Consider the following 22,994-nt stretch of genomic DNA (forward strand, 5'->3'; position numbering starts at 1 on the left):
CCCTGGGGCGGCGCTCCTCAGACCCGCTCGCGCGGCTCCGTGTCGACCTGCGAAACCGAGGCGGGCGAGTCGACGTCGCCGGACTCCTCGAAGTCGGGACTGAAGAAGACCAGCAGGATCATGCATATGCCGAGCAGGATGCCGATCACGCCGAGGATGACGCCGGCCAGGGCCACACCGCCGTTGTCGGCCTCGCCCCGGGTCGCCTTGCCCCGGCCGAGCACCCCGAAGACCACCGCCGCGATGCCGAGCGCGATCGGCCCGACCATCGTCGCGCAGACCACCACCGACATGATGCCGAGCACGAGGGCGGTGATCCCGAAGCCGTTGCTCGGGGCCGGCGCGGCGTACGGGTAGGGGTACGGGTACCCCGGCCGGCCCGGGTATCCGGGGTAGCCCGGGTAGCCGGCCTGGGCGGGCGGCTGCTGCGGGCCGGGGTAGGCGTACGCGCCGGGGGCGGACTGCGCCGGGTACCCGTACGCGGGCCCGGGGGCCGGCGGCTGCGGGTACGGCGCGCCGGCCGGCGGGGCCGGGTAGCCGTAAGGCTCGGGCGGGGGCGGGTAGCCGGAGGCCGCGGGCGGGGGCGGGTAGCCGGAGGCCTCGGGCCCGGGCATCCCCGCGACCGTCGGCTGCTCGTGCACCGGCGGCACCGGCCGCTCCCCCTGCGGCCTCCCCCGGTCGGCCGCGGACCGCTCGGGCGGCGCCCACGGGTCCCTCGGTTCGGGGCTGTGGTCGGTCATGCTGCGCCCCCCTCTCTCGTACGGCCATGCTAAGCGCTGCCACCGACACGGCCGGGGGCTGCCTACGATGAAGCCGACCAGCCCGCACCCGTGTCCCTCCGGAGGCCCCCATGCCCGACCTGCACCCCTTCATCGCGGGGCTGCCCAAGGCGGAACTGCACGTCCACCACGTCGGCTCCGCCTCGCCCCGCATCGTGGCCGAACTCGCCTCCCGCCACCCCGACTCGAAGGTCCCCACGGACCCCGAGGCGCTGGCCGACTACTTCACGTTCACCGACTTCGCCCACTTCATCGAGGTCTACCTGTCGGTCGTCGACCTGGTCCGCACCCCGGACGACGTGCGCACCCTCACCTACGAAGTCGCCCGCGACATGGCCCGGCAGAACATCCGCTACGCCGAACTCACCATCACCCCCTACTCGTCCACCCGCCGGGGCATCGACGAGAAGGCCTTCATGGAGGCCATCGAGGACGCCCGCAAGGCGGCCGAGACCGAGCTCGGCGTCATCCTGCGCTGGTGCTTCGACATCCCCGGCGAGGCCGGCCTGGAGGCCGCCGCCGAGACCGCCCGCCTCGCGGTCGAGCTGCGCCCCGAGGGCCTGGTCTCCTTCGGCCTGGGCGGCCCCGAGATCGGCGTGCCGCGCCCGCAGTTCAAGCCGTACTTCGACCGGGCGCGCGCCGCCGGCCTGCACAGCGTGCCGCACGCCGGCGAGACCACCGGCCCGGAGACGGTCTGGGACGCCATCCGCGAGCTGGGCGCCGAGCGCATCGGCCACGGCACCAGCGCCGCGCAGGACCCGGAACTGCTGAAGTACCTCGCCGAGAACCGGATCGCGCTGGAGGTCTGCCCGACCTCCAACATCGCCACCCGCGCGGTGACCGACCTCGACCGGCACCCCGTCAAGGAGATGGTCGCGGCGGGCGTGCTCGTCACCATCAACAGCGACGACCCGCCGATGTTCGGCTCCGACCTCAACAACGAGTACGCGGTGGCCGCCCGGCTCCTCGACCTGGACGAGCGGGGCCTCGCGCAGCTCGCCAAGAACGCCGTCGAGGCCTCCTTCCTGGACGAGGCCGGCAAGGCGCGGCTCGCCGCGGAGATCGACGCCTACACGGCCGAATGGCTCGCCCGCTGACTCCCGTTGACCGTCGGCGCCCCCGACAATGGGGCGCATGAGCAACCTGACTGTCGTCGGCCACCGCGGCGATCCCTACCGTTTCCGTGAGAACACCCTCGCCTCCGTCCGCTCCGCCTTCGCGCGCGGAGCGGACGCGGTGGAGATCGACGTACGGCTGACCCGCGACGGGGTGCCGGTACTGCTCCACGACGAGACGCTGGAGCGGCTGTGGGGGCACGGCGTACGGCTCGACGCCGTCACGTCCCCGCAGTTGAAGGAGCTGACGGAGGGACGGGTCCCCACCCTGCGCGAGGCGCTGACGGAGGCGGGGGCCGGCCGGCTGATGATCGACCTGCCGGGTGCCACGTACGAGGCGGTGAAGACCGTCGTCGACCTGGTGCGCGAGTGCGGGGCGCGCGACCGCGCGTACTACTGCGCCGGCCCGAACACCATGCTCGCGGTCCGCGCCGCCGACCCGGGCGCGGAGATCGCGCTGACCTGGACCACCCTGTCGCCGCCGCGCCGGGTGCTGATCGACGCCGTGACCCCGCGCTGGCTCAACTACCGCTTCGGGCTGGTCAGCCGGGAGCTGGTGGACGCCCTGCACCGCGACGGGCTGCTGGTGTCGGCCTGGACGGCGGACACCAAGCGCTCCATGCGGACCCTGCTCGGCGCCGGGGTGGACTCCGTCACCACCAACAGGGTGGACGCGCTGGCCGCCGTACGGGCCCGGCTGGGACGGTGACGCGGGGACCGGTCCGTGCCGGCGGCACGAGCGGCGGCGGGATGTCCGGGATCGCGCCGGCGCCCTTCACCGAGCAGGCCTCCCTCACAGCGCCTCCAGGCGCTTGATCAGCCGGCGCAGCACCAGCAGCGGGATGATCCCGAAGACCCCGAAGGAGATGTCGATCAGCGACCACCATCCCGGGATCCCCCGGACCGGCGCCGAGAACAGGGCCAGGGGGATGATGCCGACGCAGGCGATCATGCCGGCCTCGATGATCCAGATGTTGCGGACCGGGTCGCGGTAGACCCCGTAGAAGAAGACCGCGATCACCAGGTGGGCGAAGGCGAGCCAGTCGGTGCCGTAGAGGAGGAAGGGGTACTCGGCGTCGGCCTGGTCCAGTCCGTCCCCCACGCGGCGCAGCCAGTCGTTGGAGACCAGCCCGTTGGCCCAGCGGAGCTCGGTGACCAGGGGAAAGGCGGTGATGCCGCTGAGGACCAGGCAGACGATGAACAGGGCCAGCCAGGCACGGATCCGCCGCTGAAGTGCGCTTCTCTCGCTCATGTGGGGAAGCGTACGCGCAGAACTGAACACGTTCAGACAGTTTCCTGAACATGTTCAGTTCCGTAGCGGGATTGTGATCTTGTGACGCGGGCGCGGCCGCCGGCGCGGTCAGAGTCCGACGATGGCGTTCCAGCGCTTGGCGAAGGCCGGGCGCTCGGCCGAGGAGATGTCCCGGGCGACGGCGAGGCGCCGCCGCATCGCGTCGTCGGGGAAGACCAGGGGGTTCTCGGCGAGTTGGGCGGTCTCCCTGTCGGGGGAGGCGGCCAGCACCTCGCGGGCCGCGGGCACCGGGCAGACGTAGTTGACCGCCGCCGCGAGCTCCGCCGCCACCGCAGGGTCGTAGTAGTGGTCGACGAGCGCCTCGGCATTGGCCTTGTGCCGGGCGAGGTTGGGGACGAGCAGGCTCTCGGCCCACAGCTCGGCGCCCTCCTCGGGGACGACGAACTCGATGTCGGGGTTGTCGGCCCGGAGCTGGATGACGTCGCCGGAGTAGGCCTGGCAGGCGAGGACGTCGCCCTTGCCGAGATCGGAGGTGTAGTCGTTGCCGGTGAAGCGGCGGATGTGTTTCCTGCGCACCATGGTCTCGACCTGGTCGCACATGCGGTGGAAGTCGGATTCGGTCCACCGGGTGACGTCGGCGCCGTTGCCCTGCATCAGCAGGGCGAACGACTCGTCGAGGCCGGAGAAGAGGGTCACCCTGCCCGCCAGGTCCGGCCGCCAGAGGTCCTTGACGGACTTGATCTCCCGGCCCAGTGCCTTGCGGTTGTAGGCGATGCCGGTGATCCCGGACTGCCAGGGGACGGTGTGCAGCCGCCCCTCGTCGAAGGCGGGGGAACGCAGCTGCGGGTCGAGGTGCTCGGCGACGTTGGACTGGGAGGAGCGGTCCATCTTCTGGGTCCAGCCCAGACGGACGAAGCGGGCGGCCATCCAGTCGCTGACCACGACCAGGTCGTGGCCGGTCGGCTGGTGGTTCATCAGGGCCGGGCTGACCTTGCCGAAGAACTCGTCGTTGTCGTTGATCTCCTCGCTGTAGCGGACCTCGATGCCGGTCCTGCCCGTGAAGGCCTCCAGCGTCGGCCGGCGCTCCTCGTCCTCCTCGTCGGTGTCGATGTAGAGCGGCCAGTTGGAGAAGGAGAGGGAGCGGTCGCGGTCCGAGAGGTCCGTACCCCGCCGCCGGTCCTCCGGGACGTAGGCGGGCGGCACACCGCATCCGGCGAGGGCGCCGAGCAGACCCGCGGCACCGAGGCCGCGCAACGCCGCGCGACGGGAGGGGAGTTCAGGCATGGCCAAAGCCTCGGACAACGCGAAAGGGCGGGCAATAGACAAGATGTCTACTGCCCGCCCCGTCAGGGCCCTTCGGTGATCAGTGCGCCGCCGCCCGCGCGACGGCCGCGGATCAGGCGTCGAGCGAGGTCATCACGTGCTTGATGCGGGTGTAGTCCTCGAAGCCGTAGGCGGAGAGGTCCTTGCCGTAGCCGGACTTCTTGAAGCCGCCGTGCGGCATCTCGGCGACGAGCGGGATGTGGGTGTTGATCCACACACAGCCGAAGTCGAGGTTCTTGGACATGCGCATCGCGCGGGCGTGGTCCTTGGTCCACACGGAGGAGGCGAGGGCGTACTCGACGCCGTTCGCGTACTCCAGGGCCTGGGCCTCGTCGGCGAAGGACTGGACGGTGATGACCGGGCCGAAGACCTCGTTCTGGATGATCTCGTCGTCCTGCTTGAGGCCGGAGACGACGGTCGGGGCGTAGAAGTAGCCCTTCTCGCCGACCTGGTGGCCGCCCGCCTCGACCTTGGCGTGGGCGGGGAGGCGCTCGATGAAGCCCGCGACCTGCTTGAGCTGGTTCGGGTTGTTCAGCGGGCCGTACAGCACGTCCTCGTCGTCCGGCTGACCGGTCTTGGTCTCCGCGGCGGCCTTGGCGAGGGCGGCCACGAACTCGTCGTGGACGGACTCGTGCACGAGCACGCGGGTGGCGGCCGTGCAGTCCTGGCCGGCGTTGAAGTAGCCGGCGACCGCGATGTCCTCGACGGCCTTGGCCAGGTCGGCGTCCTCGAAGACCACGACCGGGGCCTTGCCGCCGAGCTCCAGGTGGACGCGCTTGACGTCCTTGGAGGCGCTCTCGGCGACCTGCATGCCGGCGCGTACCGAGCCGGTGATGGAGGCCATCGCCGGGGTGGAGTGCTCGACCATGGCCTTGCCGGTCTCGCGGTCGCCGCAGACGACGTTGAAGACGCCCTTGGGCAGGACCGAGTCGATGATCTCGGCCATCAGGACGGTCGAGGCCGGGGTGGTGTCCGACGGCTTGAGCACGACGGTGTTGCCCGCGGCGATGGCCGGCGCGAACTTCCACACGGCCATCATCATCGGGTAGTTCCACGGCGCGACCTGGGCGCAGACGCCGACCGGCTCACGGCGGATGATCGAGGTCATCCCGTCCATGTACTCGCCGGCCGAGCGGCCCTCGAGCAGGCGCGCGGCGCCCGCGAAGAAGCGGATCTGGTCCACCATCGGGGGCAGCTCCTCGCTGGCCGTCAGGGCCAGCGGCTTGCCGGTGTTCTCCGACTCGGCGGCCACCAGCTCCTCGGCGCGCGCCTCGAAGGCGTCCGCGATCTTCAGCAGGGCCTTCTGGCGCTCCGAGGGCGTGGTGTCGCGCCAGCCCGGGAAGGCGGCGGCAGCGGCCGCCATCGCGGCGTCGACGTCGGCCTGGCCCGACAGCGGGGCGGTGGCGTACACCTCGCCGGTCGCGGGGTTGACCACGTCGGTGGTCCGCCCGTCGGCGGCGTCCTTGAACTCCCCGCCGATGTAGTTGCGCAGACGACGCAGTTCGGTGGTCACTACAGCCACTCTCCTGATCACATGTCCAATGATTGAGACGACGAGCCAAGCCTAGCCCCTCGGTCGACGCTTTCGACAGAGCCAGACCCGGCGAACTACGAAATCCGTGCATCTGGAGACCTGTCGCAACGGATTTCATCGATTACGGGTTGCGGAACAGACGACTCCTCGTGCACAGTGAGGTCGTGGTCAGTCGAAGCGCAGATTCCAGGAACAGACAACCGTCCCCTTCGGTCGATGCTGTGTCCCTGGCGATCATCGAGCAACTGCAGGAGGACGGCCGCCGTCCCTATGCGTCGATCGGGAAGGCGGTCGGGCTCTCCGAAGCGGCAGTGCGCCAGCGCGTGCAGAAGCTGCTCGACCAGGGCGTCATGCAGATCGTCGCCGTCACCGACCCGCTCACCGTGGGCCTGCGACGCCAGGCCATGGTCGGCATCAACGTCGAGGGAGACCTCGACCCGGTGGCCGACGCCCTGACCGCCATGGCCGAGTGCGAGTACGTCGTGATGACCGCCGGGTCGTTCGACCTGATGGTGGAGATCGTCTGCGAGGACGACGACCACCTGCTCGAAACGATCAACAAGAAGATCCGCACGCTCCCCGGCGTGCGATCAACCGAAAGCTTCGTTTATCTGAAGCTGAAGAAGCAGACCTACATGTGGGGAACTCGATAGCCCGTGAGCCAGGACCTCTCCAAAACCGCGTACGACCACCTGTGGATGCACTTCACGCGCATGTCGTCGTACGAGAACGCGCCCGTCCCCACCATCGTGCGGGGTGAGGGCACCTACATCTTCGACGACAAGGGCAAGCGCTACCTGGACGGTCTCGCCGGACTGTTCGTGGTCAACGCCGGTCACGGCCGCAAGGAGCTGGCCGAGGTCGCCTACAAGCAGGCCCAGGAGCTCGCGTTCTTCCCCGTGTGGTCGTACGCGCACCCCAAGGCCGTCGAGCTCGCCGAGCGCCTCGCCGACTACGCCCCGGGCGACCTGAACAAGGTCTTCTTCACCACCGGTGGCGGCGAGGCCGTCGAGACCGCCTGGAAGCTCGCCAAGCAGTACTACAAGCTGCAGGGCAAGCACACCAAGTACAAGGTCATCTCGCGTGCGGTCGCCTACCACGGCACCCCGCAGGGCGCGCTGTCCATCACCGGCCTGCCGGCCCTGAAGGCCCCCTTCGAGCCGCTGGTCCCGGGCGCGCACAAGGTGCCCAACACCAACATCTACCGCGCCCCGATCCACGGCGACGACCCCGAGGCCTTCGGCCGCTGGGCCGCCGACCAGATCGAGCAGCAGATCCTCTTCGAGGGCCCCGACACCGTCGCGGCCGTCTTCCTGGAGCCCGTGCAGAACGCCGGCGGCTGCTTCCCGCCCCCGCCCGGGTACTTCCAGCGGGTCCGCGAGATCTGCGACACCTACGACGTGCTGCTCGTCTCCGACGAGACCATCTGCGCGTTCGGCCGCCTCGGCACGATGTTCGCCTGTGACAAGTTCGGCTACGTGCCGGACATGATCACCTGCGCCAAGGGCATGACCTCGGGCTACTCCCCGATCGGCGCCTGCATCGTCTCGGACCGCATCGCGGAGCCGTTCTACAAGGGCGACAACACCTTCCTGCACGGCTACACCTTCGGCGGACACCCGGTGTCCTCCGCCGTGGCCCTCGCCAACCTCGACATCTTCGACAAGGAAGGCCTGAACCAGCACGTGCTGGACCAGGAGGGCAACTTCTTCAACACCCTGAAGAAGCTGCACGACCTCCCGATCGTCGGCGACGTCCGCGGCAACGGCTTCTTCTACGGCATCGAGCTCGTCAAGGACAAGGTCACCAAGGAGTCCTTCACGGACGAGGAGACCGAGCGCGTGCTCTACGGCTTCCTCTCCAAGGCGCTCTTCGACAACGGCCTGTACTGCCGCGCCGACGACCGTGGGGACCCGGTCATCCAGCTGGCCCCGCCGCTGATCGCCGACCAGGGCACCTTCGACGAGATCGAAGGCATCCTGCGCTCGGTGCTCACCGAGGCGTGGACCAAGCTCTGAGCACGCCGGAGCCCTGCTAGCCCGACCACACGGCCCGGATCCCCCGTTCGAGTAGAACGCGGGGGTCCGGGCCGTGTGCTGTCAGCATTCAAGACGTTCATCTCTTTACATCTCATTGCGGCGCCAGTGACCGAAAGGGCTCCGCTTCGTTCCCCCGGACGGAGGTGTACGCCATGGTGGCTCCACCGGACAAGGCCCGGACTGACCATGCCCCGCCGCAGGACGACCTGCTCTGGGCCCGGTCCCTGCACTACTCCCACAGGGGCACCCCGGGACTGATCGGGGTCTCCGCCGGAGTCCGCCAGGGCGAGATCCTCGCCGTGACCGGCCCGCGCGGCTGCGGGAAGACCACCCTGCTGCGCTGTCTGGCCGGACAGCTGCTGCCCGAGCAGGGCGAGGTCTGGTTCAACAGCATCCCCGTCCACACCCTGGGCGCGGCCGCCCGTGAGCGCCTGCGCCGCGACCGGTTCGCCTGCATCGGGCCCGAACCGCAGCTGCTGCCCGAGCTCAAGGTCTGGGAGAACGCCGCCCTGCCCCTGCTGATCGGCGGCACCGCGCACCGCGCCGCCCGGCGCACCGCCTGCGAATGGCTGGAGCGCCTCGACATCGACGGCTTCGCCCGCAAGCGGCCCGGCGCGCTGAACCGCGCCGAGGCCCAGCGGGTCGCCCTGGCCCGCGCCCTGGTCGCGGAGCCCGCCGTGCTCTTCGCCGACGAGCCGACCGCCCCCCTGCACCGCGCCGAACGCGCCCTGCTGCTGCGCACGCTCACCACCGCCGCCCGCTCGCACGGCATCACCGTCCTGCTGGCCACCCACGACGAGGAGACCGCGGCCGCGGCCGACCGCGAACTGGCGCTGCTCGACGGCCGCCCGGCCGGCGCGGCGGCGGCCTCCTCCCCCGGCACGACGGAGGACCAGGCAGCGTGCTCGCTCTCCGCCTAGCCCGAGGCTCCCGCCCCCTGGTCCAGCTGCGCAGACTGCTCGTCGCCGCCGCCTCCGCCGGCAGCGGGTTCCTCCTGCTGTACGTCCTCGCGGATGCCGCGGCCCGGCCCGCCGGATCGTTCCCGCGGCTGCTGTGGGCACTGGTGCCGGTCGCCGCCACCACCCAGTTCGCGGTCGCCGTGGCCCGGACCGACCCCGCGACCCGGCCCCCCGAGGGGCTCGACGCCGCCGGGCTGGGACCCGTACGGCTCACCCTGGCCGCCGCCGTCTCCACCGCCGTGGCGTGCGCCCTCGGCAGCGCCGTGGCCCTGGCCGCCTTCCTCCACCTGCGGGGCGACCTCGCCGGGCTCCCCTTCGACGGCGCCGGCGCCCGCCTGCTGCACGCCGGGCGGCCCCTGCCGGTGGCGGCCGCCCTGACCCTGCTCGCCCTGGCCCCGCTGACGGCCGCCGCCGCGACGGCCCTCGCCCTGCGCCCCCGCCCGCCGTACGCCGGACTGGCCCCGCAGACCGGCGTGCCCTGGGGGGTGGCGTGCGCCGCCTGCGGGCTCGCCGTGCTGGCGTACGCCCGGCCGGCCGGAGCCGCCGTACCGGCCGGCTGCGTGCTGGTCGCGGCCGGGCTGGCCCTGACCGGGCCGGGACTGGCCTACGCCTGCGGGACCCTGGTGCAGGCCCTGCGGCCGGGGCTGCTGCGGCTGCTGGCCGGGAGGGGCCTCCAGGAGGAGGCGCCCCGGCTGGGCCGGCCGCTCGGGGTGCTGACCGCCGTCGGCGCCGCCGCCCTCACCGCCGTCGCCCTGCACGGGCGGGGCGAACCCCTCACCCCGCTCGGGCCGCTGACCGGTCCGGCCGCCGTCCTGGTGGCCCTGTGCGCGGTGGCGACCCTGCTGACCTCGGCCGTCGAGTCCCGGCAGGCCCGCTCCGCCTCCCGGGAGGCGCTGCTCGGCCTCGGCACGCCGGCCACGGTGCTGCGTACGGCCGCGGGACTGCGCGCGGCCGCGCTGCTGGTGGCCGCCGCGGGGCTCGGCTGGGGTGTGGCGCAGCTGACGTCGCTGGCGCTGACCCGCTGAGACGGCCGGCCCTTAGGGTGGGCCGAATGGTCAACGCAGACATCGAGATCGAGACGCTCGCGGAGTTCGACCGGGTCGTCGCCCGGGGCTCCCTGAGCGGCTACCGGATCCAGTCGGTCAACCTCCTGGAGCGGACCTTCGCCCTGCTGTCCGCCGACACCTCGGCGGCCGTGTTCCTCGGCTGCGCGATGGAGCCGGACGCCTCGGTGAAGGTCCGCGCGGACGGAGCGCTCGTCTTCCCGCCGATACCGGACCTGCCGTTCAACCCGTACCGGGGTCTGCTGTACACGGCCGAGGAGCTCTTCACCGGGCTGGCCGAGGGGTACGAGGCCACCCCGGACGCCCAGGCGTACGCCTGGTTCCAGGAGTCCGCCTCCGACGGGGACGTCTTCTCCTCGATGCTCCGCTCCATCCACGACGACGCCGTCTCCGACGCCCTGGACGAACACCTCGCGGGCGCCCGCGTCGTCGGTGTGATGGGCGGCCACGCCATGGCCCGGGGCGGTACGGACTACCGGGGTGCCGCGGAGCTCGGCCGGGCCCTGTCCCGGTCGGGGCTGACGGTCGCCACCGGCGGCGGTCCCGGCGCGATGGAGGCCGCCAACCTCGGCGCCTACCTGGCGCCCGCCCCGGACGAGGCCCTGCCCGAGGCGCTGGAACTGCTGGCGAAGGTCCCCTCCTTCGCCCCGTCCGTCTCCGACTGGGCGCGGGCTGCCTTCGCCGTGCGGGAGCGCTGGCCGGCGGGCGGCGACTCGGTCGGCATCCCCACCTGGTTCTACGGCCACGAGCCGCCGAACGCCTTCTCGGGGCAGATCGCCAAGTACTTCGCGAACGCCACCCGGGAGGACGGGCTGCTGGCCCGGTCCAACGCGGGTGTGGTGTTCCTGCCCGGCGCCGCGGGCACCGTGCAGGAGGTCTTCGACAACGCGACGCCGAACTACTACGAGTCGCGGTCCGAGCCGACCCCGATGGTCCTGGTCGGCCGTGCCCACTGGACCGAACGGCTGCCGGTCTGGCCGCTGCTGCGGGCGCTGGCCTCGGGCCGGTCGATGGAGTCCCGGATCGCGCTGGTCGACTCGGTGGACGAGGTCCCGGACGTGCTCGCGGCCATGGCCTGAGGTACGGCCGGGCCGCGGACCCGTCAACGAACTCCCTTGCGGAGGCAACTTCCCGGCCCGTTATGACGTCTGGCAGAGGTACCGCATTACCTGCCAGACGTTGAACGGAGCCTTCTGTGCTCATAGGCCTGCTGACCGCTGTCGCGGCATCCATCTGCTACGGCACGGGATCTGTCCTGCAAGCCGTGGGCTCGCGCCGCGCCGCCCGGATGTCCCCGGCCGCCGCCGGGGTCACCGCCCACGGCGGCCCGAACCTGAGCTCCACCGCCAAGGCCGCGATGACCTGGGAGTTCATCGTCGGCACCATCCTGGACTTCGTGGGCTTCGGACTGGGCGCGCTCGCGGCCCGCATGCTGCCCCTGTTCCTCTCCCAGACGGTGATCAGCGCCAACCTGGTGATCACCGCCGTCCTCAGCGTGAAGATGCTCGGCATCCGGCTGACCCGCAGGGAATGGACCTCGATCGGGGTCGTCTGCGCCGCGCTGGTGCTGCTGGCGACCGCCGCCGGCCACGAGGGCGACCACCACGCCCCGATGTCCACGCACTGGTGGCTGCTGGCCGTCACCCTGGTGATCATCGTCGGCGGCACGGTGGCCGTCCGCTTCCTCGGCGCCCGGGCCGCGATCCTGGCGGGCCTCCTGTCGGGTCTGGCGTTCGGCGCGCTGGGCGTCGGCGTGCGCATCCTCGACGGCGTGGACCCGTTCGACCCGGTCACGCTCGCCACCGACCCGGCGCTGTACGCCATCCTCATCGCGGGCTTCGGCGGCATGTACCTGCACACCGTGGCCCTCCAGATCGGCTCGGTCAACGGCGCCACCGCCGCCCTGGTGGTCGGCGAGACGGTGCTCCCGGGCGCGATCGGCGTCCTGTGGCTGGGCGACGCCTCCCGCCCGGGCCTGGCCTGGCTCGCGGTGACCGGCTTCGTCCTGGCAGTCGCCGGCGCCGTCGCGGTGGCCTGGTTCGGCAACCACGACGGGGCCGAGGAGCCCGCCGAGGAGCGGGTCCCGGCACCGGTGGCCTGACCCCGGGCGGATTCACCCCCGTGGGGTCCCCCCGGTGGCGGGGGCCCCGCGGGTGCCGCCTGCTGAAGGCATGGAGTCCACCATCACGCGGATGCGCACGCCCCGTGCCGCCGGGGCGGCCGGGCTCGTCTTCGCCGTGCTGCTCGCGGCGGCGATCGTGCTGATGCGGATCGCCATCCCCTCCGGAAGCCCGGCCGAGGCGCCCGTCGCGGACGCGGACCGCTGGGCGGTCCGCCTCGCGCTGGAGATCGTCCCCTTCGCCGGGATCTTCTTCCTGTGGTTCATGGGGGCCATGCGCGCGCACTCGGGCGGGGCGGAGGACCGGTTCGTCGCGGCGGTGTTCCTCGGCAGCGGCTACCTCTTCGTGGCCTGCCTCTTCGTCGCCGCCGCCGCGGCCGGCACCGTGCTCCAGGAGGCCGTCCCTCCGTCCGGGTTCGGCCGCCCCTTCGCGTACACCGTCCTCACCACGTACGCGATGCGCATGGCGGCCGTCTTCGTCTTCGTGACCTCGACCATCGGGCGCCGTCTCGGGTTCTTCCCGCGGCCGCTGGTCGCGCTGGGCCTGGTCACCGGGCTGGTGCTGCTCCTGCTCGGCTCCGGAGTGCCCTGGTCCGAGATGATCTTCCCATTCTGGGTGCTCGTCGTCAGCCTGCACGTCCTGCGCACCAACCTGCGGCGCACGGCCTGACACCGGGCCCTCCGCCCTCCCGGCAGGCGGTGAGCGGGCCCCGCGCGCATGCTGGAGTCCGGGAGGGTGTCGGGGGTCCGTGGGGGTCAACAGGTCACGGAAAGGCTGATGCCCCATGAGGCTTGTCGTGGACCTCAACCGGTGCCAGGGGTACGCGCAGTGCGCGTTCCTCGCACCGGACGTCTTCGCCATGCACGGCGACGAGTCCCTGCTCTACGACCCGCAGCCCGACGAGGAGCACCGCGAGAACGTCGTCCGCGCCGTCCACGCCTGCCCCGTCCGGGCCATCCTGCTGGACGCGGTGAACGGGTCCCTGTCGGCAGCGGAGGCGCGTGGTGAGCGGTGACGCAGCCCTGGAGCGGCTCAAGCGCGAAGGCCGCATCGTCGTCGTGGGCGCCTCCCTGGCCGGCCTGCGGGCGGCCGAGACCCTGCGCGAGAAGGGGTTCACCGGATCCCTGACGATGATCGGCGACGAGCCCCACGAACCGTACGACCGGCCACCGCTGTCCAAGCAGGTCCTGCTCGGCAAGGCCACCGCGGACCGCACGGCCCTCCCCCGGCGCCGGGACATCGACGCCAAGTGGCGGCTCGGCGTACCGGCCACCGGTCTGGACATGGCGGCCCGGCGGGTGCGGCTGGCCGACGGGGACGAGGTGGAGTACGACCGGCTGCTGATCGCCACCGGCGTCCGCGCCCGGCCGTGGCCGAACCCGGACGAGGGCGCCCTGGGCGGGGTCTTCGTCCTGCGGACCCGGGAGGACGGCGCGGCCCTGGAGCGCGCTCTGGCCTCGGGGCCCGGCAGGGTGCTCGTCATCGGCGCCGGGTTCACCGGCTCCGAGATCGCCTCGGCCTGCCGGGAGCGCGGCCTTCCCGTCACCGTGGCCGAACGCGGCGACGCGCCCCTGGTCGGAGCGCTCGGCGGGGTGGTCGGGGCGGTCGCGGCGGAGATGCACCGCGAGAACGGGGTGGACCTGCGCACCGGGATCATGGTGACGAGCCTGGAGGGCGACTCCTCCGGCCGGGTCCGCGCCGCCCGCCTCTCCGACGGCAGCACGCTGGAGGCGGAGGTGGTGGTCGTCTCGCTCGGCGCCCAGCGCAACACGGAATGGCTGACCGGGTCCGGCCTCGGCGCGGGTCCGCGCGGCATCGCCTGCGACGCGGGCTGCCGGGCCTTCGACATCTGGGGCATCGTCACCGACGACATCTACGTGGCGGGCGACGTGGCCCGCTCCCCGCACGCCCTCTTCGGCTACCAGTTCCTCTCGCTGGAGCACTGGGGCAACGCCGTGGCCCAGGCCGAGACGGCCGCGCACAACATGCTCAGCGAGAGCGCCGACCGCCGCCCGCACGTATGGGTGCCCGCCTTCTGGTCGTCCCAGTTCGGGGTGAACATCAAGTCGGTCGGGGTCCCGTCGATGGGCACCGAGATCATGATCACCCAGGGCTCGCGCGAGGAACGCCACTTCGTCGGCGTCTACGGCTACCAGGGCCGCGTCATCGGCGCCGTCACCTTCGACCAGTGCCGCTGGCTGGACTTCTACGAGCAGCAGATCGAGCAGACCGCGCCGTTCCCGCCGCCCTACCCGACGGTGGACCGCAGGACCGAGGGCGGCAGGCCGCTGGACGCGGACTTCCCCGACCCGTCGGTGCCGACGCACGGCCCGACCATCACCCTGAGCGGCTACTCACCGGCCGACCGGCGGATGACGTTCACGCCGGCGCACAACTGAGCACGAGGACCTCTCATGACTGAAGGCATCCTGCGGCAGATCCTCGACTACTCCAGCCGGGCCAATCCGTATCCCCTGTACGCGGAGCTCCGCAAGACCCCGGTGTTCCACGACGGGGACGGACCGTACGTCCTCAGCACGTACCACGAGATCAAGGGCCTGCTGCACGATCCGCGCATCAGCTCCGACTCCCGCAACCTGACGGCCGTCGCCGGCGACCCGCTGGGCGAGCAGGGCGAGGAGGAGGGGGAGGGCGGGGTCCTGCCGCCCTCCTTCCTGAAGCTGGACCCGCCCGACCACGACCGGCTGCGCCGGATGACGAACCGCCCGTTCGGGCCCCCGCACTCGCCGCGCCGCGTGGAGCAGATGCGCGGTGAGCTGGGCGGCATCGTCACCGGGCTGATCGACACCATCGCCAAGGAGGGCGACCCCGGGCGGATCGACCTGGTCGAGGAGTTCTCGTACCCCTTCCCCGTCACGGTGATCTGCCGGCTGCTCGGCGTGCCGGGCGAGGACGAGGCGCGCTTCCACGTCTGGGCCGACACCCTGGCCGCGAGCCTGGACCCCGATCCGGACGCCGATCCCACCGAACGCGCCAAGAAGACGCAGGACGCCCGGATGGAACTCGGCATGTACCTGGCCGGGCTGATCGAGGAGCGGCGCAAGAACCCGACGGGGGACATGCTCTCGGAGCTCGCCACCGCTCAGGGGCCGGACGGCACGATGACGACGATGGAGGTGCTCAGCACGGCGGCGCTGCTGCTGATCGCGGGGCACGAGACCACCGTCAACCTGATCACCAACGGCATGCTCACCCTGCTGCGGCACCCGGAGCACCTGGCCCGGCTGCGCGCCGACCCGAACCTGGGCGTGCCGATCGTGGAGGAGCTGCTGCGCTACGAGCCGCCGGTGCAGCTGCTGCCGCAGCGCAGCACCCTCGCCGACATCGAGGTGTCGGGGGTGACCATCCCCAAGGGTTCCTCGCTCTGGCTGATCCTGGCTTCCGGCAACCGGGACCCGCAGCGGTTCGACGACCCCGACCGCTTCGACCCGGACCGCCCGGACGTCCAGCACCTGGGCCTCGGCAGCGGTATCCACAGCTGCTTCGGGGCGCCGCTGGCCCGGCTGGAGGGGGCGCTGGCCCTCAGCGAGCTGGCCCGCAGGCTGGAGAACCCCCGGCTGCTGGAGGATCCGCCGCCCTACCGGCAGAACGCGGTGCTGCGCGGCCCGCGCCACCTGCCGATCGCCTGCGACGGCATCCGGCCCTGACCGGGGCGGACGGCGTACCGGACGCGTACACGGAACGGACGCGGGCCGGTCGCGAACCGGACGCGGGCCGGACGCGGGGCGGATGCGGACCGGACGCGGGCCGGACGCGGGCCGGTCCGGACTACGCCTCCGGGAGGACGACCACCTCGGACGGGCTGAAGGCCACCGCGACCCGGTCCCCCACGGCCGGCGCGGTGGCCAGCTCGCACTCTGCCTCCAGCACCGGCCCCGACCCGGGCCTCAGCAGCAGGGCCACGTGCGTGCCGCGGAAGGTGCGGGACTCCACCACGCAGTCCAGGCCCGCCTCGCACAGCACCACCCCCGCCGGGCGGACCAGCAGCCGCCGCTGCCCCTCGGGCGTGCCGGCCGGGACCGGGATCCTGCCCCACGCCGTGGCGGCGGAGGTGCCCGCCACCGTGCCCGGGACCACGTTCTCGAAGCCGAGGAACCGGGCCACGAACTCCGACGCGGGCCGCTGCCACACCTCCAGAGGGGTACCGGCCTGCGCGATCCGCCCGTCCCGCATCACCACCACCCGGTCGGCCAGGGCGAAGGCCTCGCCCTGGTCGTGGGTGACGGCCAGCACGGTGGTGCCCAGCCGGGAGAACAGCCCCTGGAGCTCGACCACCAGCCGCTCGCGCAGCCCGCGGTCCAGCTGGCCCAGCGGCTCGTCCAGCATCAGCAGCCGGGGCGAGGGGGCCAGGGCCCGGGCGAGGGCCACCCGCTGCTGCTCGCCGCCGGACAGCGAGGCCACGGCCCGGCGCCCGGCCCCGGGGAGCCCGACCAGTTCCAGCAGCTCCGCGACCCGGTCCTCGTGCGCCCCCTTCGCGGAGCCCTTCGCGGAGCCCTTCATGCGCAGGCCGAAGGCGACGTTCCCGCCGACGTCCCGGTGCGGGAACAGCTGGTGGTCCTGGAACATCAGGCCCACCCCCCGCCGGTGCACCGGCACGCCGGCCTGGTCGGCCCCGCCGAGCAGCACCCGGCCCGCCGACACCGGCTGGAGCCCGGCCACCACCCGCAGCAGGGTGGACTTGCCGCTGCCGCTGGGCCCGAGCACGCACACGGTCTCGTGTGCGGCGACCTCCAGGTCGACGGCGTCCACGACCGCCCGGTCGCCGAAGCGGACCGACACCCCTTCGAGCCGGAGCAGGGTCATCAGAACTCTCCCGAGGTCTTGTCGGGTCGCAGTCGCTCCAGCACCAGCAGGGACACCGCGCACACCAGCATCAGAATCGTGCTCAGGGCCATGGCCTGCCCGTAGTTCATCTCCCCGGCCCGCCCCAGCAGCCGCGCCACGGCCACCGGCAGCGTCGGGTGGTCGGGCCGGGCGATGAAGACGGTCGCGCCGAACTCGCCCAGCGAGACCGCGAAGGCGAAGCCCGCCGCGACCAGCAGCGCCCGCCGCACCAGTGGCAGGTCCACCTCCCGCCACGCCCGCAGCGGCGAGGCCCCGAGCACGGCCGCCGCCTCCCGCAGCCGGCCGTCGACGGCCCGCAGCACCGGCAGCATGGTCCGTACGACGAAGGGCACCCCGACCAGTGCCTGAGCCAGCGGCACCAGGATCCACGAGGTCCGCAGGTCCAGCGGCGGCTCGTCCAGGGTGATCAGGAACCCGAATCCCACCGTCACGGCGGACACGCCGAGCGGCAGCATCAGCAGCGCGTCGAATCCGCGTACGAAGCGGCCCGCGCGCCGGGTCAGGGCGGCGGCCGCGAGCCCGCCGACGGCCAGCGCGATGGCGGTGGCGGCGAGGGCGTACTGGAGGGAGTTCCAGACGGCCTCCAGCGGCGGCACCAGAAACGTTCCGCCCCCGGATCCCGCCTCCTGGAGCGCCCGGTAGAAGCCGAAGCCGTACCCGCCGGGCGCGTCGAAGGACCGCTCCACCAGCACCGCCAGCGGCGCCACGACCAGCAGCACCACCGACAGCAGCACTCCGCCCAGCAGGGCGCGCTGCGCCCAGCCGCGCGGCGGCCGCGCGGTGCGCGCCGGGTCCACGAGCCGCAGCGCGGTCTCGCGCCGCCGCACGGTCCAGGCGTGCACGGCGAGGACGCCGGCGATGGCCGCGAATTGCACCATCGTCAGCACGGCGGCCGTCGGCAGGTCCAGCAGCTGCGCGGTCTGCCGGTAGACCTCCACCTCCAGGGTGGCGTACGCGGGACCGCCGAGGATCTGCACGACGCCGAAGGAGCTGAAGGTGAACAGGAACACCATCAGCGAGGCGGCGGCCACCGCCGGCGCGAGCGCGGGCAGCGTCACCCGCCGCCACGCCGCGAACCGCCCGGCGCCCAGCACCCGGGCGGCCTCCTCCTGGCGCGGGTCCAGCTGGGCCCAGAGCCCGCCGACCGTCCGTACGACGACGGCGTAGTTGAAGAAGACGTGGGCGAGCAGGATCGCCCAGACGGTGGTGTCCAGCCGCACCCCCCACAGCTCGTCGAGCAGCCCGCCCCGCCCGACCAGCGCCAGGAAGGCACTGCCGACGACCACCGTCGGCAGGACGAAGGGGACGGTGACCAGGGCGCGCAGCAGCTGCTTGCCGGGGAACTCCAGGCGCGCGAAGACGTACGCGCCGGGCAGTGCCAGGAGCAGGGTGAGGGCGGTCGAGGCGAGCGCCTGCCAGGTGGTGAACCACAGCACGCCGGCGATGCCGGGCTGGGCGAGGACCTCGCCGATCCGGCCGAACTGCCAGCCCTCGTCCGTCTTGAGCCCGCGGCCGGTGATCGCGGCGACGGGATAGGCGAAGAACAGTCCGAAGAAGGCGAGCGGCACCGCCATCAGAGCGAGTCTGACGGCGGTGGCGCGCCCGCCCCCCGCGGGAAGGCGCTCTGCTCCGGGCTCTACTTCACGAGCGAGGACCACGTCTTGACCCACTGCTCACGGTTCTTGGCGATGGCCTCCGGAGCGACGTTCTCCGGCTTGTCGACCACCACGCCGTGCTTCGTGAACAGCTCCGGCAGCTTCGCGTCCTTGACGACCGGGTTCACGAACATCTGGAGCGGCATGTCCTCCTGGAACTTCTTGGAGATCAGGAAGTCGATGAGGGCCTTGCCGCCCTCCTCGTTCTTGGCGCCCTTGAGCAGGCCCGCGAACTCGATCTGGCGGAAGCAGGTGCCGGTGGCCACGCCCGTGGGCGCCTCGGCCGGCTGCGGCTCGCCGTAGAGGACCTCGACCGGCGGGCTGGAGGCGTAGGAGACCACCAGCGGGCGGTCGCCCTTGGCCTTCTTGCCGCCGGCGGAGCCGGAGAAGCGCTCGTTGTAGGCCTGCTCCCAGCCGTCGACGACCTCGACGCCGTTGGCCTTGAGCTTGCTCCAGTAGTCCTTCCAGCCCTCTTCGCCGTACTTGCCGACGGAGGCCAGGAGGAAGCCGAGGCCGGGCGAGGAGGTCGCGGCGTTCTCGGTGACGAGCAGGTTCTTGTACTCGGGCTTGACCAGGTCGTCCAGCGTCTGCGGCGGGGCGATCTTCTTGTCCGCGAAGTACGCCTTGTCGTAGTTGACGCAGATGTCGCCGGAGTCGACCGGGGTGACGCGGTGCTGCTTGTCGAGGACGTACTCGGGCTTCACCGTGTCCAGGCCCTTGGCCTGGTAGGGGGTGAAGACGCCGTTGTCGAGCGCCCGCGAGAGCAGGGTGTTGTCGACGCCGAAGAAGACGTCGCCGCGCGGGGAACCCTTGGTGAGGATCTCCTGGTTGAGGGCGGCGCCGGCGTCGCCGGACTTCAGCACCTTGACGGTGTAGCCGCTCTGCTGCTCGAACTCCTTGAGGACCGTGTCGGTCGCGTTGAAGGAGTCGTGGGAGACGAGGGTGACGGTCTTGGGCTTCGGGGCGTCGGTCGCGCCCGCCGGCTTGTCCTTGGCCTCGCCGCCGCCGCAGGCACTGAGCGTGGTGACGCCGAGGGCGGCCGCGAGCGCCGCGCCCGCGATCTTCTTGGTGGTGCTCACTGGTGATTCCTCCTGGGATGACCAGGAGAAGACGCGGCCCCGCCCGGCGCTCTGTGGGAGCGGACGCCGGGCAGGGCGCAACAGCTTGAGTGGTGACCGAACTTCCTACCCCGAATGACCGGGGCGAGGTTCAGAGGGTCTGCGGATGACGGGTACCGCACTCTCAGCGCTGTGGCGCTCCCCTGTCGGAATATGCAATTGGTTCGGCCACAGGGTACCCCGCGGCCGGTTCCCGGGGACCAGCGACCGGAATCTAGCGTTCCGAGGCGGCGAGCTGGCCGCACGCGCCGTCGATCTCCTGGCCGCGGGTGTCGCGCACGGTCACCGGCACGCCGTGCCGGGCGATCGCCTCGACGAAGGCCTTCTCGTCCTCGGGGCGCGAGGCGGTCCACTTCGAGCCCGGGGTCGGGTTCAGCGGGATCAGGTTGACGTGCACGCGCTTGCCCTTGAGCAGGCGGCCGAGCAGGTCACCGCGCCAGGCCTGGTCGTTGATGTCGCGGATCAGGGCGTACTCGATGGAGATCCGGCGGCCGGACTTCTCCGCGTACTCCCAGGCCGCGTCGAGGACCTCGCGGACCTTCCAGCGGGTGTTCACGGGGACGAGGGTGTCGCGCAGCTCGTCGTCGGGGGCGTGCAGCGAGACCGCGAGGCGGCACTTGAAGCCCTCGTCGGCGAAGCGCAGCATGGCCGGGACCAGGCCGACGGTGGAGACGGTGATCCCGCGCTGCGACAGGCCGAGGCCGTCGGGCTCCGGGTCGGTGAGGCGGCGGATGGCACCGACGACGCGCTTGTAGTTCGCGAGCGGCTCTCCCATGCCCATGAAGACGATGTTCGACAGGCGGGCGGGGCCGCCCGGGACCTCCCCGTCGCGCAGGGCGCGCATGCCGTCGACGATCTGGTGCACGATCTCGGCGGTGGAGAGGTTGCGGTCGAGACCTGCCTGGCCGGTGGCGCAGAACGGGCAGTTCATCCCGCAGCCCGCCTGCGAGGAGATGCACATCGTCACCCGGTCGGGGTAGCGCATCAGCACGGACTCGACGAGCGTGCCGTCGTGCAGCTTCCACAGGGTCTTGCGGGTGGTGTCGTCGTCGCAGCTGATGTGCCGCACGACGTTCATCAGGTCCGGCAGCAGCTCCTCGCGCAGCTTCTCGCGGGAGGCGGCCGGGATGTCGGTCCACTCGGCCGGGTCGTGCGCGTAGCGGGCGAAGTAGTGCTGGGAGAGCTGCTTGGCCCGGAACGGCTTCTCGCCGATCGCGGCGACCGCCTCGCGGCGCTCGGCCGGGGTCAGGTCGGCGAGGTGCCGGGGCGGCTTCTTCGCTCCTCGGGGCGCGACGAAGGTGAGCTCACCGGGAGCGGGACGGGGGGCCATGCTGTACTCCTCAGTACGACGAGGTGGGTGTCACCCCGCGCGTGCAGGGCCGGTCCGCGGCTCGGCCGCCGGACGGAAAAGGCGCGCCACGTGCACGTGGCGCGCCCTCCAGGATAACCCGGCCCGGACCGGTCAGCCGGTGCCGACGAACGCCGCCAGCAGCAGCCAGACCACCGGGGCGGTCGGCAGCAGCGAGTCCAGCCGGTCCATGATGCCCCCGTGGCCCGGGAGCAGCGTGCCCATGTCCTTGATGCCCAGGTCACGCTTGATCATCGACTCGCCGAGGTCGCCCAGGGTCGCGGAGACCGCGACCGCGAGACCCAGCACCAGGCCCTGCCACCAGGCACCGCCGTCGATCAGGAACTCCATGCACAGGGCGCCGGCCGCCATCGCGAAGGCCACCGCCCCGAAGAGACCCTCGCGGGTCTTGCCGGGACTGATGCGCGGGGCGAGCTTGGTCTTGCCGAAGCGCCATCCCACGGCGTAGGCGCCGGTGTCGCTGACCACGGTCAGGAGCAGGAAGGTCATCACCCGCTGCGGGCCGTCGTCGGGGGTCAGCAGCATCGCGACGAACGTGGCCAGGAAGGGCACGTAGAACGCCGCGAAGACGCCCGCGGTGACGTCCTTGAGGTAGTCCTCGGGAGGCTCGGTCATCCGCCACACGAGGACGGCCAGCGCGGTGAGCGCCATGACGACCCAGGCGCCCTCGGCCCCGCGGACGTATCCGGCGATGATCATCGCCGCACCGCCGACCGCGAGCGGGACCAGCGGGGCCTTGATGCCCTTCTTCTCCTGGAGCCGGGAGGTGAGCTCCCACAGGCCGACCACGACCGCGACGACGATCACGCCGACGAAGACGGCCTTGACGATCAGCAGCGAGGCGAAGATCACCGCGCCGAGGCCCACTCCGACCCCTATGGCGGCACGCAGATCCCGCCCCGCCCGCTTCTTCTGCGGCGGTGGCGAGGCGTTGTGCGGGGCCTGCGGAGGCGGAGGCGGGGGGCTGGGCATGGGCTCCTGCAACGGCGTCTCGGTACGGAGCAGGGGGCCGCCGGCGAAGGCGGCCCCCCGATCGCGTGCTTCCCGGTCGTCGAAGGCACGGCCGGCGGCATCGGGCACGATGGGCATGGGCGCTGTCTGCGGGCCCACGAGCGCATCGTATGCGGGACCCACCGGAACCGGCTCGGCGGCCCAGGGAGAGTCGTTCATCAGACCTCGAGGAGCTCGGCTTCCTTGTGCTTCAGCAGCTCGTCCACCTGCGCGACGTACTTCGCGGTGGTGTCGTCGAGCTCCTTCTCGGCGCGGCGCACCTCGTCCTCGCCGGCCTCCTTGTCCTTGACCAGCTTGTCGAGGGCGTCCTTGGCCTTGCGGCGCACGGAGCGGATCGAGACCTTGGAGTCCTCGGCCTTGTTCTTGGCGACCTTGATGTACTCCTTGCGGCGGTCCTGCGTCAGCTCCGGGAAGGTCACCCGGATGATGCGGCCGTCGTTGCTCGGGTTGACACCGAGGTCGGAGTCGCGGATCGCCTGCTCGATGTTGCGCAGAGCGGAGGCGTCGAACGGCGTGACGATCGCCATGCGCGGCTCGGGCACCGCGAAGGAGGCGAGCTGGTTGATGGGCGTGATGGCGCCGTAGTAGTCCGCCACGATCTTGTTGAACATCGCCGGGTGCGCACGGCCGGTGCGAATCGCGGCGAAGTCTTCCTTGGCGACGACGACGGCCTTCTCCATCTTCTCCTCGGCCTCGAGGAGGATTTCTTCGATCACCACGTGCTCCTGCATGTCAGATATGGATGGTTCAGGCGGGCGCGGGCGGTCCGGGCCGCCCGGACCGGGCCCTC

The 22,994-nt window shown here is 72.0% G+C and carries 22 protein-coding genes; 12 read left to right on the forward strand and 10 right to left on the reverse strand.

Annotated features, from left to right (window positions below; genetic code table 11):
* Positions 1–17 precede the first annotated feature (17 nt).
* A complete protein-coding gene (locus AC069X_RS27295) occupies positions 18–740 on the reverse strand; it encodes a DUF4190 domain-containing protein (RefSeq protein ID WP_478732410.1) in 723 nt (240 codons plus the stop codon).
* A gap of 110 nt (positions 741–850) precedes the next feature.
* Between AC069X_RS27295 and AC069X_RS27300 the strand changes: the two genes are divergently transcribed.
* Together AC069X_RS27300 and AC069X_RS27305 are read left to right on the forward strand one after the other, a co-directional pair.
* Positions 851–1,876, forward strand: coding sequence for an adenosine deaminase (locus tag AC069X_RS27300; RefSeq protein ID WP_478732412.1), 1,026 nt, complete (start codon positions 851–853; stop codon positions 1,874–1,876).
* 37 nt (positions 1,877–1,913) lie between these two features.
* On the forward strand, positions 1,914–2,603 hold the full coding sequence (locus tag AC069X_RS27305) for a glycerophosphodiester phosphodiesterase (RefSeq protein ID WP_478732414.1): 690 nt from the start codon (positions 1,914–1,916) through the stop codon (positions 2,601–2,603).
* Between the two features lie 84 nt (positions 2,604–2,687).
* Here the strand turns inward: AC069X_RS27305 and AC069X_RS27310 are convergent, their stop codons facing one another.
* From AC069X_RS27310 to AC069X_RS27320, 3 genes are all read right to left on the reverse strand, one after another.
* A complete protein-coding gene (locus tag AC069X_RS27310) occupies positions 2,688–3,146 on the reverse strand; it encodes a hypothetical protein (protein ID WP_478732416.1) in 459 nt (152 codons plus the stop codon).
* A 108-nt stretch (positions 3,147–3,254) separates the two neighbouring features.
* Positions 3,255–4,430: a polyamine ABC transporter substrate-binding protein gene (locus tag AC069X_RS27315; RefSeq protein ID WP_478732418.1), complete on the reverse strand. Its 1,176-nt coding sequence runs from the start codon at positions 4,428–4,430 to the stop codon at positions 3,255–3,257.
* Positions 4,431–4,542: 112 nt separating this feature from the next.
* Positions 4,543–5,982, reverse strand: coding sequence for a gamma-aminobutyraldehyde dehydrogenase (locus AC069X_RS27320; protein WP_478732420.1), 1,440 nt, complete (start codon positions 5,980–5,982; stop codon positions 4,543–4,545).
* Between the two features lie 170 nt (positions 5,983–6,152).
* Here AC069X_RS27320 and AC069X_RS27325 point away from each other — a divergent pair, with 170 nt between their 5' ends.
* From AC069X_RS27325 to AC069X_RS27370, 10 genes are all read left to right on the forward strand, one after another.
* Positions 6,153–6,656, forward strand: coding sequence for an Lrp/AsnC family transcriptional regulator (locus tag AC069X_RS27325; RefSeq protein ID WP_007266859.1), 504 nt, complete (start codon positions 6,153–6,155; stop codon positions 6,654–6,656).
* 3 nt (positions 6,657–6,659) lie between these two features.
* On the forward strand, positions 6,660–8,021 hold the full coding sequence (locus AC069X_RS27330) for an aspartate aminotransferase family protein (RefSeq protein ID WP_478732422.1): 1,362 nt from the start codon (positions 6,660–6,662) through the stop codon (positions 8,019–8,021).
* 164 nt (positions 8,022–8,185) lie between these two features.
* A complete protein-coding gene (locus AC069X_RS27335) occupies positions 8,186–8,962 on the forward strand; it encodes an ABC transporter ATP-binding protein (protein ID WP_478732424.1) in 777 nt (258 codons plus the stop codon).
* Positions 8,944–10,026, forward strand: a complete 1,083-nt coding sequence (locus AC069X_RS27340; protein WP_478732426.1) for a hypothetical protein — start codon at positions 8,944–8,946, stop codon at positions 10,024–10,026. The genes AC069X_RS27335 and AC069X_RS27340 overlap by 19 nt, the downstream gene beginning before the upstream one ends.
* Before the next feature lie 26 nt (positions 10,027–10,052).
* Positions 10,053–11,144 (forward strand): LOG family protein, encoded by a 1,092-nt coding sequence (locus AC069X_RS27345; RefSeq protein WP_478732428.1) that lies wholly within the window; start codon positions 10,053–10,055, stop codon positions 11,142–11,144.
* Positions 11,145–11,260: 116 nt separating this feature from the next.
* Entirely contained in the window at positions 11,261–12,166 is a 906-nt protein-coding gene (locus AC069X_RS27350; RefSeq protein WP_478732430.1) for a DMT family protein, read from the forward strand.
* Between the two features lie 91 nt (positions 12,167–12,257).
* Positions 12,258–12,854 carry a hypothetical protein gene (locus AC069X_RS27355; protein ID WP_478732431.1) on the forward strand — a complete coding sequence of 199 codons (597 nt, stop codon included), beginning with the start codon at positions 12,258–12,260 and terminating at the stop codon, positions 12,852–12,854.
* A 115-nt stretch (positions 12,855–12,969) separates the two neighbouring features.
* The gene (locus AC069X_RS27360; protein WP_478732433.1) at positions 12,970–13,200 is read left to right on the forward strand and encodes a ferredoxin; all 231 of its coding nucleotides are present in this window, start codon (positions 12,970–12,972) and stop codon (positions 13,198–13,200) included.
* A complete protein-coding gene (locus AC069X_RS27365) occupies positions 13,190–14,584 on the forward strand; it encodes an NAD(P)/FAD-dependent oxidoreductase (RefSeq protein ID WP_478732435.1) in 1,395 nt (464 codons plus the stop codon). The genes AC069X_RS27360 and AC069X_RS27365 overlap by 11 nt, the downstream gene beginning before the upstream one ends.
* A 15-nt stretch (positions 14,585–14,599) precedes the next feature.
* Positions 14,600–15,853, forward strand: coding sequence for a cytochrome P450 (locus tag AC069X_RS27370; protein WP_478732437.1), 1,254 nt, complete (start codon positions 14,600–14,602; stop codon positions 15,851–15,853).
* A gap of 121 nt (positions 15,854–15,974) precedes the next feature.
* On the opposite strand, the gene AC069X_RS27375 is transcribed toward AC069X_RS27370, so the two are convergent.
* The 6 genes from AC069X_RS27375 to frr all read right to left on the reverse strand — a co-directional run bounded on the left by AC069X_RS27375 (position 15,975) and on the right by frr (position 22,920).
* Positions 15,975–17,009 (reverse strand): ABC transporter ATP-binding protein, encoded by a 1,035-nt coding sequence (locus AC069X_RS27375; protein WP_478732439.1) that lies wholly within the window; start codon positions 17,007–17,009, stop codon positions 15,975–15,977.
* Positions 17,009–18,625, reverse strand: coding sequence for an ABC transporter permease (locus AC069X_RS27380; protein WP_478732441.1), 1,617 nt, complete (start codon positions 18,623–18,625; stop codon positions 17,009–17,011). The genes AC069X_RS27375 and AC069X_RS27380 overlap by 1 nt, the downstream gene beginning before the upstream one ends.
* A gap of 62 nt (positions 18,626–18,687) precedes the next feature.
* The gene (locus AC069X_RS27385) at positions 18,688–19,785 is read right to left on the reverse strand and encodes a thiamine ABC transporter substrate-binding protein (protein WP_478732443.1); all 1,098 of its coding nucleotides are present in this window, start codon (positions 19,783–19,785) and stop codon (positions 18,688–18,690) included.
* Positions 19,786–20,038: 253 nt separating this feature from the next.
* Complete coding sequence (gene rlmN, locus AC069X_RS27390) at positions 20,039–21,154, reverse strand: dual-specificity RNA methyltransferase RlmN (protein WP_478732445.1); 1,116 nt, start codon at positions 21,152–21,154, stop codon at positions 20,039–20,041.
* Between the two features lie 132 nt (positions 21,155–21,286).
* Positions 21,287–22,363: a phosphatidate cytidylyltransferase gene (locus AC069X_RS27395; RefSeq protein WP_478732447.1), complete on the reverse strand. Its 1,077-nt coding sequence runs from the start codon at positions 22,361–22,363 to the stop codon at positions 21,287–21,289.
* Positions 22,363–22,920 carry a ribosome recycling factor gene (gene frr, locus AC069X_RS27400; RefSeq protein ID WP_243630638.1) on the reverse strand — a complete coding sequence of 186 codons (558 nt, stop codon included), beginning with the start codon at positions 22,918–22,920 and terminating at the stop codon, positions 22,363–22,365. The genes AC069X_RS27395 and frr overlap by 1 nt, the downstream gene beginning before the upstream one ends.
* Between the last annotated feature and the right edge of the window lie 74 nt (positions 22,921–22,994).

The sequence above is a fragment of the Streptomyces sp. NPDC043896 genome, assembly GCF_056435605.1.

What these genes read in the sequence shown, in the direction of transcription:
- rlmN (WP_478732445.1), bottom strand. Translation starts at nt 21,154, where the DNA reads ATGGCCCCCCGTCCCGCTCCCGGTGAGCTCACCTTCGTCGCGCCCCGA.
- AC069X_RS27375 (WP_478732439.1), bottom strand. Translation starts at nt 17,009, where the DNA reads ATGACCCTGCTCCGGCTCGAAGGGGTGTCGGTCCGCTTCGGCGACCGG.
- AC069X_RS27300 (WP_478732412.1), top strand. Translation starts at nt 851, where the DNA reads ATGCCCGACCTGCACCCCTTCATCGCGGGGCTGCCCAAGGCGGAACTG.
- AC069X_RS27295 (WP_478732410.1), bottom strand. Translation starts at nt 740, where the DNA reads ATGACCGACCACAGCCCCGAACCGAGGGACCCGTGGGCGCCGCCCGAG.
- AC069X_RS27395 (WP_478732447.1), bottom strand. Translation starts at nt 22,363, where the DNA reads ATGAACGACTCTCCCTGGGCCGCCGAGCCGGTTCCGGTGGGTCCCGCA.
- AC069X_RS27310 (WP_478732416.1), bottom strand. Translation starts at nt 3,146, where the DNA reads ATGAGCGAGAGAAGCGCACTTCAGCGGCGGATCCGTGCCTGGCTGGCC.
- AC069X_RS27370 (WP_478732437.1), top strand. Translation starts at nt 14,600, where the DNA reads ATGACTGAAGGCATCCTGCGGCAGATCCTCGACTACTCCAGCCGGGCC.
- AC069X_RS27380 (WP_478732441.1), bottom strand. Translation starts at nt 18,625, where the DNA reads ATGGCGGTGCCGCTCGCCTTCTTCGGACTGTTCTTCGCCTATCCCGTC.
- AC069X_RS27355 (WP_478732431.1), top strand. Translation starts at nt 12,258, where the DNA reads ATGCGCACGCCCCGTGCCGCCGGGGCGGCCGGGCTCGTCTTCGCCGTG.
- AC069X_RS27315 (WP_478732418.1), bottom strand. Translation starts at nt 4,430, where the DNA reads ATGCCTGAACTCCCCTCCCGTCGCGCGGCGTTGCGCGGCCTCGGTGCC.
- AC069X_RS27305 (WP_478732414.1), top strand. Translation starts at nt 1,914, where the DNA reads ATGAGCAACCTGACTGTCGTCGGCCACCGCGGCGATCCCTACCGTTTC.
- AC069X_RS27360 (WP_478732433.1), top strand. Translation starts at nt 12,970, where the DNA reads ATGAGGCTTGTCGTGGACCTCAACCGGTGCCAGGGGTACGCGCAGTGC.
- AC069X_RS27345 (WP_478732428.1), top strand. Translation starts at nt 10,053, where the DNA reads ATGGTCAACGCAGACATCGAGATCGAGACGCTCGCGGAGTTCGACCGG.